At 38.7% G+C, this 11902-nt stretch carries 8 protein-coding genes; all 8 read left to right on the forward strand.

The genetic code is table 11. The annotated features are described in order from the left end of the window. The first annotated feature begins 364 nt into the window (after positions 1-364). The 8 genes from BCU84_RS15375 (at position 365) to BCU84_RS15410 (ending at position 11875) form a co-directional block, all read left to right on the forward strand. Entirely contained in the window at positions 365-2245 is a 1881-nt protein-coding gene (locus BCU84_RS15375) for a serine/threonine-protein kinase (protein WP_157936231.1), read from the forward strand. 51 nt (positions 2246-2296) lie between these two features. Next, the gene (gene tagH, locus BCU84_RS15380; RefSeq protein ID WP_157936232.1) at positions 2297-3613 is read left to right on the forward strand and encodes a type VI secretion system-associated FHA domain protein TagH; all 1317 of its coding nucleotides are present in this window, start codon (positions 2297-2299) and stop codon (positions 3611-3613) included. Between the two features lie 14 nt (positions 3614-3627). Beyond that, a complete protein-coding gene (tssJ, locus tag BCU84_RS15385; RefSeq protein ID WP_102528958.1) occupies positions 3628-4098 on the forward strand; it encodes a type VI secretion system lipoprotein TssJ in 471 nt (156 codons plus the stop codon). 97 nt (positions 4099-4195) lie between these two features. Next, positions 4196-5524, forward strand: a complete 1329-nt coding sequence (gene tssK, locus BCU84_RS15390; RefSeq protein WP_102528959.1) for a type VI secretion system baseplate subunit TssK — start codon at positions 4196-4198, stop codon at positions 5522-5524. 27 nt (positions 5525-5551) lie between these two features. After that, positions 5552-6838 carry a type VI secretion system protein TssL, long form gene (tssL, locus tag BCU84_RS15395; protein ID WP_102528960.1) on the forward strand — a complete coding sequence of 429 codons (1287 nt, stop codon included), beginning with the start codon at positions 5552-5554 and terminating at the stop codon, positions 6836-6838. A 23-nt stretch (positions 6839-6861) separates the two neighbouring features. Further along, positions 6862-10404 carry a type VI secretion system membrane subunit TssM gene (tssM, locus tag BCU84_RS15400; RefSeq protein WP_102528961.1) on the forward strand — a complete coding sequence of 1181 codons (3543 nt, stop codon included), beginning with the start codon at positions 6862-6864 and terminating at the stop codon, positions 10402-10404. After that, positions 10386-11117, forward strand: coding sequence for a type VI secretion system-associated protein TagF (gene tagF, locus BCU84_RS15405; RefSeq protein ID WP_102528962.1), 732 nt, complete (start codon positions 10386-10388; stop codon positions 11115-11117). The genes tssM and tagF overlap by 19 nt, the downstream gene beginning before the upstream one ends. Further along, the gene (locus BCU84_RS15410) at positions 11108-11875 is read left to right on the forward strand and encodes a protein phosphatase 2C domain-containing protein (RefSeq protein WP_102528963.1); all 768 of its coding nucleotides are present in this window, start codon (positions 11108-11110) and stop codon (positions 11873-11875) included. Before tagF ends, BCU84_RS15410 begins: the two co-directional genes overlap by 10 nt. Positions 11876-11902: the final 27 nt, after the last annotated feature.

Here is an 11902-nt window from a genome sequence, read left to right on the forward strand (position 1 = left end):
GCGGGTCAATAGTAATTACATTAATTTTAGCGTTTGTTTATTAAAAAAATAATATCACAACATACTTAATGATTACTTTCGTTATTAGTACATACTATTGGGTGTGTTTGTTTTGTTTGATTGGTAATTTAAATTAATTGTAATTATTTTAAATGTTGTTTTTTTATATGCGATGCTGCACCATATTATAGTTTTTTTATTACTAGGTAGTTAGTTTACATACCTTTTGATTATATTTAGGGATAAACCTGTACTTATGGATAAGTGTCAAGAATCGAGCCCATCAATTGATGATAAAACTTTTGTGGCTGGAATAAACCAAACTAAAACAATTGAGAATAAAACTAATTTGATTGGAAAATGTTTGAAAAAACGTTATTTAATTGAATCTAGAATTGGCCATGGTGGCATGAGTGACATATATCGAGCAAAAGATTTATACCTCGAATCACTTAATGTTTCTGAGCCTTTTGTGGCAATAAAAGTATTATTATCGGAATTTGCTGATGCACCTGAGGCGCAGCAAGTGTTAATTAAAGAGTCTATTCAAACACAGCAACTTTCCCATCCAAATATTATTCGTGTTTATGATGTGGATAGCGATGATGCTTACCATTTTATGGTCATGGAGTGGCTAGATGGTGAGACATTAGAGCAGGTCATCAAGCGCTCTAAACCATCGGGCATTAACTTTAAAGGCACAATGCAAATCATTGAGCAGATTGGCTCGGCTCTGTCTTATGCACACAAGCAAGGGATTGTTCATACCGATTTAAAACCTTCCAATATCTTTCTCACTCGAAAGGGTGACATTAAAGTCTTTGATTTTGGTGTTGCTAAAAACTTTCAGCAAAACGTAGATCAGTACGCATTAGCTGAAGCCGATTCTGATCCTTCTTTAACGGGTTATACCCCTGCATATGCAAGCTATGAACAGCTTTTAGGCGAAGAAGCATGTGCTGCGGATGATGTTTTTGCGTTTTCTTGTATAACCTATGAATTATTGACAAGTAAACACCCATATTTAAGAGTCGCTGCTAACGAAGTCGATACCAACAAACAAAAACTGACTAAACCAAAACACCTCAGTTTTCGCCTTTGGTTAAGCTTAAAAAAAGGCTTAGCGATTCATAAAGCGCAAAGAGAACTCGATATACAATCATTAATCACCAAGTTTCAAAGTAAGACCTGGCCTGTGCCTGTTTCATTAGCCGCTGCTGCTTTGATTGGTGTTGTAGGTTTTCAGATGCATCAAGCTTCTGAACAAAAAATTGGCGATTTAGAAAATATCATTTCAGCTAATGAGCAAGTCAAAAATGAGTCTGATGCATACGAGTTTATCACTGCCTCGACGCTATTTGAGCAAATTGATGGTCTTCCGATCGAGAAAAATTTGATCCGCGATGGTTTATTGAGAAAACATCAAATCGAAGTCTTGGATTTAATTGAAAAGCAAATAGCAGCTGTGCCTAAAAGTGACAATGGCTTATATCAAAATTACGGTCAAATTGAGTTAATAATTGCAGACATTAGCCGTTACTACCCCGACTCTGTGAGGTTGTTGCAAATCAATAATCAGATGAAGCGAAGTAAACAATCAGTCATTGATTCTTTGTCTGATCGTCTGACTGTGTTGTTGTCGCAATCTCGCTATAACGAGACTGGGGATAACAATATTAAGTTGATTGTAGAAGGTTTAGCTTTCGTAGAGCCTAAATTTAAGTATATGCCTAATGAAGAGGCGTTAGTTTTATATACTTCTTCATTTGAGCAGGCGTTAAAACTTCGTGATGTTGAACAAATCAATGCACTTATTACCACTGGAGAAGTTGTTTTTTCAGCAAGTCCTGAAGCTGAACCATTATTGAAATATGGTGCATCAATGCGTGTTGCTGTTAAAAAGCTTAATGATTTCAACCGTGATACTGAAAGTGGTTCTGCTGCTGAATATCCTTATGAAGCTGCCGAGGTATTTTATCGTGATACGTTCAAGGTGCTTACAGAACAACTTGATCTTATTGATGAACCAAAGAAACTGCATGCTTTTGACAAAGAAGTAGCCATTTTAGCGACAAGTATGCCTGCCGACTTTGAACCCTTACTGACTCTTGAGAAACGTTTAGCGGCTTCTTTTTTACGTCAAGCGAATATCTATTTAGAAAAACAGTACTTAAAAACTGCTCGTGAATTATTTGCCCGCGGTAATGAGCTTTATGAACGTTTGAATGGCGTACAACGCTTATAAATATGTTGGTGAACGTGACTAAGTTTAATGGATTATGAGACGAGTAATAAAATGGAATTAACGTTAGAGATTGTAAGTTATCACAGACTATCGCCCGAGCAGGTCAAGGTTATTAATGTTGGTAATGTTTTGAGCTTAGGAAGGTCTGAGACTTGCGATTGGCATATGCCTGATCCTGATAAAGTGGTATCAGGTAAGCATGCTCAAATATCTAAACGAAATGATGGTTTTTACATCGAAGATTTATCAACTAATGGTTTATTCATCAATCGTGCTGTTGAAGCGCTAGGTTCGGGTGCCGCCCACAAGCTTGAGCACGAAGATTTGTTAACTTTCGGTGACTATGAGGTCAGTGCGAAGCTAATTTCGGCAACTGACTCGGCTCATAATGGGCATATGTCTGCTGGAGTTCAGCAATCGAACATTTTACCTGCAGAGGCAGTTATTAGTTCGAGTGAGCCTGCTTTTAACAACGATTTTAATAATGATATTACTGGTTTTGATGCTCAAGAATTATTAGGTAAAGCGAGTTCAAACTCAGCACTATTATCTGAAGTTAATGCCGACCTACAGGATCACTTTAAGCCACCAGAATCTACAATCCCAGAAGAATGGGATAAGGATTTCTTTGAGCAAAAAAGCACTCCAGCAGCGACTCCAACAGTTGCTGCTAAACCTTTAGTGGAAACGCCAAGGCCTCAAGCGGCGCCGCAAGCTCAGGTCAAACCCGTTGCTCGAAGCACGCCGCGTACAACACCAGCACAAGAAGCTAATACACAAGTTCAGCCGGTAACGTCTCTCACTCAAGCTTTTTTTAAAGGGTTAGGGGTAGATGAACAAGACTATGGCAAAGTGCTGAATGAATCGTTAATGCTGGAATTAGGCCAAAGTATGCATTTAATGCTGACAGGTTTAATGGATTCTTTGCGTCAACGCTCTCAGCTTAAAATGGAATTCAGAATTAATCAGACGACATTTCAACAAAGAGAAAATAATCCGTTGAAATTTTCGGCCAATATTGATGATGTATTTCAAAATTTATTCTTACGTAACAGCGCGAGTTTCTTGTCTTCACAGCAGGCGATTACTGAAGCCTTCAATGACGGACGCAAGCATGATATTGCTTTAACTGCCGGCACCATTGGTGCATTGCAAGGCTTACTTAATGAGTTAGACCCTCAGGCGATAGAGCAAAAAAGTCAGAGTCAAACGATAACTGATATGTTGCCAGGTCAAAAGCAAACAAGACAATGGAAAGTCTACAAAAGCTTACATCAAGATTATAAAAATGAATTCATGAGAGATAATTCTGCAGCGTTATCAGATGATTTCGTGAAAGCATATGACAGTAAACTTAAATTACTTTAGGGAGAAACGGTAAAATGAAACTTAAAATTAGTATTTATTATATTGCTTTGGTCTGCACGCTATTATTCAGCACTGGCTGCAAAACGATTAATGCTGTTGTACCGCCTTATACGGATATTACTTTTCAAGCCAGTAAAGATATTAATCCTGATATTAACCTTCGTCCATCACCGGTCGTGGTAAAAGTGTTCGAATTGTCTTCAAGAACCATTTTTGATACCCAAGACTTTTTTACTTTATATGAAGATGCTGAGTCTGTATTAGGCCCAGATTTAATACGCAAAGATCAGTTAGAACTTCAGCCTTCTGAAATTCGTGAGTACCCAATGTCTTTAGGGGCAAATACCCGTTATGTCGGTGTCGTTGTCGCGTATCGTGATATTGACTCATCGCGCTGGCGTTCAGTGGTTGAAGTTGATCCTACAGGCTATGACAGTATTACGATAAATATCGAAAAAATAGCCGTTTATAACTCTGAACAATAATGCATTTTTGATGAAGCTTTCTGGTTTAGAGAAATTGCATTAACGTTTTATAGAATAAAAATAAAGACATTGAACGTCATTATATAATAGGGAAATTATGAGTGATTTTAGTCCTGTAGCATGGACGGAAGGGATGTTCCTGCGTCCACAACACATGCAACAACAAGAGCGATTCTTACAATATCAGCAAACTCATGCGGTCAATAAACTTAACCCTTTTGCGTGGGGAGTGAGCAGCTTTGAAGTGAATCATGGATTATTACCCCTAGGACAATTTGGTTTAGACAGAATTGAATGTATGTTCCAGGATCACACGCTGGCATTATTACCAGAGCAAAGTCCTTTACCTAAAGCGATTTCGATTCCTGCTGGTACCATTGATCAACTGATTTATATTGTTCTGCCTGTATCTAAAAGTAACAGTCTTAATATTTCGTCGGAAGAACAAAATCAAATAACAAGATATGTGTTTGATGATCATAATATTGTGGATACCAGTTTTGGCTCTGATGCTACAGAAGTGCTGCAGGTGGCCAAATTAGATTGTCGATTGAAATTGCAAAGTGAAGACCGTTCAGGCTATGTATCCATAGCGATAGCAAGAGTCATTGATGTTTCTGATGAAGGTGTTGTTAAACTTGATAAAAAGTTTATTCCTGCCTGTACCGGTATTTCCCACATTAAAGCCCTGCAAAATATAAATACCGAAATCAATGGCATGATCCAGCAACGAGCAGATGCTATCGCTGGCAGATTAAATCAATCCCAAAGTGCTTCAAGTTCGATTGCAGACTTTTTAATGCTGCAATTGTTGAATAAGTATCAACCTATATTTGAACATTACTCTGTAGTTAGCCATGTTCACCCTGAAACCTTTTTTTGCTCTTTGCTGTCATTCTCTGGTGAATTAGCTACGTTTAGTAGCCCAGATAAACGCCCGCCTAAATTTCCTATCTACCAACATGACAATCTTACGTATGTATTCAGTAATGTGATGGTGATTACCAACCATGGTTTAAGTACTGTTCTTGAACAAAGTGCAACAGAGTTTGCGTTAGAAAAGACCAAGTTCGGCGTATATTTTGCCACCATTTCAGATAAAAGCATGCTTGATAATGCAGACTTTATTCTGGCTGTGAAAGCGAACGTGCCGAGTGAGGAGCTTCGCCAAAGGCTGCCATCACAAATAAAAATTGGTTCAGTAGAAACGATACGAGAATTAGTCAATAACCAACTGGCGGGTATCGGTATCTCAACCTTACCAATAGCACCACGACAAGTGCCGTATCATGCCGGTTATCACTACTTTCAGCTTGATAAAAATAACAGTCATTGGGTAAAACTGAAATCTAGTGGTGGATTAGCTATGCATATTTCAGGTGCATATCCTGAGTTACAGATAGAGCTTTGGGCTATCAACACGTAATAAACACAATGTATAAGGATATTTGTTGTGGAAGATAAAACTATTGTTAAACCTCGCCCTGGGAGAGGGGCTGGATTAGCAACCAGTAAACCCAAAGTTAATGATGACAGTCAGAAAACATTGGTACAAGAAATCAAATTTGATAACCGTGCACAAAGTGCGGTGTTAAGTTTAGCGCAAAATCCGATTGTTGATTTTGCAGGAACATTATTATCGATATGTACCCAATTGCGCACCAGTGCTCAGCATGACGATATTGATACATTACGAGTTCATTGTGTTGAGTTAATTAAAAATTATGAGCAGCAACTACGAAGCGCTGATGTGAGTGCAGAAGATATAAAGTCTGCGCGTTACTGTTTGTGTTGTTTCATTGATGAAGTTGTATTGAATTCACCTTGGGGGGAACAAAGTTACTGGGCCTCCGACAGTTTATTATCAACCTTTCATAATGAAACCTTAGGTGGTGAGTACTTTTATACATTACTCGATGCATCATTAAGACAGCCCGAACAAAAGTGTAATTTATTAGAGTTAATGTATTTATGTTTAACCCTTGGATTTGTTGGAAAGATGCGCGTTGAGCCACAAGGTGATCAACAGTTAGAGGCATTAAGAGAAAGAACATTTTTGGTGATTCAATCGACGAAAGATGATTTACATCGTGAGTTGTCACCTTCTTGGCGACAGAACATAGCCTCAAACCAAACCTTTGAACAGCCATTTCCATTGTGGGTTATAGGTGCGCTTTTTGGTGTGTTGTTATTGTTTATTTACTTAGGATTTAGATACAGCATTAATGATTACTCATCAACAGCTTATAAGCAACTTACCAGTATCGTGCCATGGGAAGACACCGTTGAAGAACAGTTGATCAGTCGCGATGAAGCCTTGTTATTGCAGCAGTTATTACAAACTGAGATTTCTAAAAACTTATTAGAAGTTGAACAGTTAACCGATCGGGTGAGAATTAGAATTGAAGCGGGGGAGTTATTTGCATCAGGTAATACTCAGCCTCGTTCTGACTTTGAAGCTATTCTGGCAAAAATTGCCAGAACACTTGAAGGCACTTCAGGGAAAATTCTGATTACAGGTCATACTGACGATGAACCTATTTTTACCTCAAAATACCCTTCTAACTGGCACCTATCTCTAGCAAGAGCAACTTCAATAGGTAATGTTTTGGCTCAAAATGCGTCTTTACGAGGTCGTTTATGGCCAGAAGGAAGAGGCGAGTCAGAACCGAGAGTTGCCAATGACAGTGAGCAAAACCGCGCATTTAATCGTCGTATCGAAATAGACTTACTGTTTTAGCATTACACAAAGGAATTGTAATAATGTCTGCAAAATCAATTGGCAAAAGGATTGTCGATATTTTTAAATCCAAATGGGTTATCACAATCATTGGATTTACATGTTTAGCGTTATTGATTTGGTTTGGTGGCCCCTTAGTGGCTATTGCTGGTTATGAACCGCTTGCATCAACAGCAGTGAGAGTGATCGTACTATTGGTCATTGTCATCATTTGGGGTGGGCTGCACTTTATGCAGCAGGTCAAAAATAAAAAACAAAGTGATGAAATGGTAGATAGCCTCATTAATGGTGAGGGTGAAACGGTTTCTGGTGATGATCTCGTTAAAAACGAAATAGATGTTCTACAAAATAAGATGACCCAAGCTTTAGACATCTTAAAGCAGACTAAACTGACAAAGAATAAAAGTATTTACGAGCTCCCTTGGTACATCATGATTGGCCCCCCAGGTAGTGGTAAAACGACAGCTATTCAACATTCAGGTTTAGAGTACCCATTAAAAGAAAAAATGGGTGTGGATATGATTGAAGGCGTCGGCGGCACACGTCATTGTGATTGGTGGTTTACTAACAAAGCCGTGTTGATAGATACCGCAGGTCGCTATACCACGCAAGATAGTCATGTAAAACAAGATTCTAGAGCGTGGCAGGGCTTTTTGGGCTTACTGAAAAAGTATCGTCCAATTAGGCCTATTAATGGTGTGATTATTAGTATGGGAATGTCTGAATTGCTTAACCAGACTAAAACCGAACGTAACATGCATGCCAGAGCGATTAAACAACGTTTACAGGAGCTACAAAACCAATTAGGCATGACGTTTCCTGTTTATGTTTTGTTATCTAAATCGGATTTAGTAGCAGGCTTTAACGAGTTTTTTGATGATTTAACAAAGGAAGACTGTGAGCAAATTTGGGGCGTAACTTTCCCACTTGATGTGGATGAAGAAACTGACATTGTTAGTACATTCAATAAAGAGTTTCATCATTTACTGCTGACTTTAAACGCAAGATTAAATACCCGATTAAGGCATGAGCGAGATTTGGAACGTCGAGCTGCGATTTACGAGTTTCCTAAGCAATTAAGGCTGTTACAAAGCTCGGCAGATGACTTTTTGAAAGAAATCTTTGCACCAAATGCATACGAAGAAGCACCGTTACTTCGTGGGGTTTACTTGACGAGTGCCACACAAGAAGGCACACCGATAGATCATCTTTCAACTCATTTATCGAGCGGGATTAAAAGTAAAACCAAGGCAAGTTCCAATGGCAAAGTAAGAAGCTACTTTATAAAACGTTTATTAGAAGATGTTGTTTTTCCAGAAAAAGACCTCGCTTCAAGCAACAGAAAACATACTAACCAAAACAAATTATTGAGAAAGGCATCGTTAGCTATTGCTGCTTCGGTCACTTTAGTCGCGAGTTATTTTTGGTGGGAGAGTTACGACTGGAATCGACAGCTGATAGACAATACTTACCAAGAGCTTGCTAAATATGAAGACGTTACCCAAGGTGGCTTGTCTTCTAAGACGGATATTGTCACTTTAACGAAAGGCTTAACGATTATTCGAGATTTACCTGTTGGCTATGGTACTGAAAAATCGGAAGATGCTCATACATTAGGGCTTTATCAAGGCGATAAATTAAAGCAGCCAGCGACAGCCGCTTATGTAAGGGCACTTGAGTCCCACTTAAGACCTTTAATGCTATCTATTCTCAGTGAAGAAATGGATGCTAATGGCCACCACCTTAATTATCTCTATGAAACATTAAAAACCTATTTAATGTTGTATTTACCTGAGTACTATCAAGCTGAAGACATTAAGATTTGGTTTTCTGCTTACATTGACCGCAATGTGATCGGCAATGTAAACGCTGAAGTACGCCAACAGCTTAACCTTCATATTGAAACCTTACTTAATTTAGGGATTAGGGGCGACAACTATGACGACATGGTTGTTGGTGGTGCTAGGGCCAATTTAACCATGTTACCCCTAGTTGAACGTGCGTATCAGCGTTTAAAAAGTGACTATTCGCAAAGCAGTATTCCAGATTTTGAATTGGTCGATATCCTCAGTTCTGACAGTTTAGATGGGTTAGTTTTTGGAAGTGGACGTCAGTTTAATCAAGGTATTCCAGGCCTATACACCTTCAATGGCTTCCATGGCATTTTTAATATTGAGAAAAATAAAATTATTAAAAACTTAACGGCAGATAGTTGGGTTTATGGTGATGAGTTAGCAAATTTAGACGAGCAAGCACGAAACCGCTTAACAGCTGATCTTGAGAGAAAGTATATTCGAGATTATATTTTTTACTGGGAAGACTTTTTAAGTGATATTACGGTTAAACCTTACTCGACTCTCGAGGAAGCTGAAAGAGTTACTGCAGCATTAGCAAGTCCAGATCAACCGATTAAAACCATTATTGCAGCAGTGCAAAAAAATGTGCAATTGACAAAACTGCCCATGGAATCCAATAACTTAAAAGCGGCATCTGAAGTGGCTGGCAATGTTACTGATGTTGCTTTTCGTTCTAAAAAAGCGCAGTTAAATCGTTTGTTACCTGATACCGCGATTGAATTAGATGTGGAATTACCAGGTAAAGAAGTTGAAGTGGCGTTTGCAGAGCTTATAGAAATCAAGTTAACTGATGTCGATAAAATTCAAACAACCCTCAGAGCGCTTAACCGTAACTACGCCAAACTCATGTTGCAGTCAGATATTCGCGGTAACGTGATGAATCAATCTGTAGAAGAAAGTTTTGCTCAAATGGGCAGCAATCTATCAGAACAATTAATTGATCTTCCACATCCAGTGAAAGGTTGGCTAGGTGGAGTTGCATATCAAACACGTACTTTTGCCAAATCAAATCAAAATCAACGCTTTAATGGTATTTGGCGTTCGCAGGTTTTAGCTGAGTTTAAAGGCGCGATTGATGGACGTTACCCGTTTAATCGTAAATCTAAAGTTGATGTGAGATTGAATGACTTCAGTAAATTCTTTGGCTATGGCGGCACACTCGATAAGTTTTGGGATCAATATTTAGCAATGCATGTTGATACCAGTAAAAAGCCGTGGCGATTCATTCGAAATATTGGCATTCAAGATGATGTGTTGATTATGTATCAACGTGCTGAAGTGATTAAAGAAGCTTTTTTTGAGCCTGGTAGTAAACGTCCTAAAATCAATTTCTCGCTGGAGCCTCAGTTATTAGACCGAAGTGTCAGCTTGTTCTTATTAGAAATGGATAATCAACAGCTTAAGTATCAACATGGCCCAACCAGAAAGGAAATGTTTATTTGGCCTGGCCAAGGTGCAAACAACGAAACGCGCATCGCATTCTCGCCCCCTAATGGTGGCCGCTCAATTAATATGAAATATGAAGGTGAATGGTCTTTCTTCAAATTACTTGATGAGTTGAGTAATAAGCGTCCTCAAACTAAAAAGGACGGAAAATTGATGATTAACCTGAGTGGATATAACGCTGAACTAAAGCTTATTGCTAATAGTGTGAACAATCCATTTTGGATGGCAAATATGGAGACATTTAGATGTCCTGCGAACCTTTAAAAAGTATTGGTTATTGTGGAAAAATCCCTGCTAAAGGAGATTTTATTCAACAACATTTGAATCAGGACTTTCTGAAAAATTGGAATGATTGGCTTCAAGCTGTGCTTGCCGTAAGTAAGGAGCAAGCCGCAAATGAGTGGCTAGATTATTACCTTACAAGTCCTATATGGAATTTCTCCTTATCGGCAGGCATATGTTGTGAAGAGGCGGTGATAGGCACTGTTATACCGAGTGTGGATCAGGTCGGCAGACATTATCCATTTACAGTTGCGGGTTTTCATTCTCAATCTGCACTTAGAGGTTGGTGTGATAACACTTGTTCCCCAGTGTTTGAGCAGCACATTTTATCGGTATTAGAGGATGACACTGCAATAGACACTTGGTTAATTGAATTACTTGATAACACGTTAACAGTATCAATGGACAAGTATTCATTCTCTGAAGTGGAGTCCGAGGATCAAACCAAAACAGCTTGGGTGTTTACTGGTAGTCAAAGCCCTGAATTATTGTCATTACTGGATCAACAGTATAAGCGTAAATTTAATCGCTACAGTATTTGGTGGACAGAAGGTTCTGCTGATGTTGAGCCTTGTGTCATTATTACAGAAGGCTTGCCGCAGGTGAGCCAATTCATCTCGATGCTAAATGGACAATGGAAGCAAACTAGTTGGAATATGGCCGAACTTAATAAGGATGAACATACGTGCACTTAAGTCATGCTTTGACCCATCGGGGTACAATAAGAGAAATTAATGAAGATGCATTTTTAGAATTGCCGTATTTAGGCGTTTGGGTTGTTGCTGATGGGATGGGTGGTCACGCAGCTGGTGATGTTGCAAGCCAAACTGTTATTGACGGAATTCAACAATCATTGGAACAGGTTGAGCCAAATGAAATCACTATCGAATTACTGAAATCATCTTTGCAGAACAGCAATCGTATTTTACAGCAAATGAGCGAAACTGAGTTTGAAGGTAAAGTCGCCGGTAGTACCGTGGTTGTGCTGTGGTTAGATAATGATCAGTATCATATGTTATGGGTTGGAGATAGCCGAGTATATCGGTTTAGAGAACAACAGTTAACTCAACTGTCTAAAGATCACAGCCAAGTCAATGACATGGTAGACGAAGGTATACTTGCACCTGAAGAAGCTGAAACTCACCCCTTGGCTAATGTCATCACACGAGCAGTAGGCGTAGATGTCCATTTGGACATTGACTATCGCAGCGATAAAGTAAATGAAGGTGATATCTTTCTTTTATGCAGCGATGGCCTAAACAAAGAACTTAACGATAACGAAATTCAAAGAATCATTCAGTCTGAAAACATTATTGACTCAGGTTTAGCTTTGTTACATGCATCGCTAGTGAGAAATGCACGTGATAACGTGACATGTATATTAGTTAAACATACTAATAAAGTGTCTAGTTTAAGTGAAGAGTGCGATAAAACAATTCCGGTTTTTGTATAATCAGCGATTAATAAAAGTAATATTAAT

Origin of the sequence: Shewanella sp. 10N.286.51.B7, from assembly GCF_002873615.1 — a bacterium.
In the GTDB taxonomy this organism is placed as follows: Bacteria; Pseudomonadota; Gammaproteobacteria; order Enterobacterales; family Shewanellaceae; genus Shewanella; species Shewanella electrodiphila.

What these genes read in the sequence shown, in the direction of transcription:
- tagH (WP_157936232.1), top strand. Translation starts at nt 2,297, where the DNA reads ATGGAATTAACGTTAGAGATTGTAAGTTATCACAGACTATCGCCCGAG.
- tssJ (WP_102528958.1), top strand. Translation starts at nt 3,628, where the DNA reads ATGAAACTTAAAATTAGTATTTATTATATTGCTTTGGTCTGCACGCTA.
- tssK (WP_102528959.1), top strand. Translation starts at nt 4,196, where the DNA reads ATGAGTGATTTTAGTCCTGTAGCATGGACGGAAGGGATGTTCCTGCGT.
- tssM (WP_102528961.1), top strand. Translation starts at nt 6,862, where the DNA reads ATGTCTGCAAAATCAATTGGCAAAAGGATTGTCGATATTTTTAAATCC.
- tagF (WP_102528962.1), top strand. Translation starts at nt 10,386, where the DNA reads ATGTCCTGCGAACCTTTAAAAAGTATTGGTTATTGTGGAAAAATCCCT.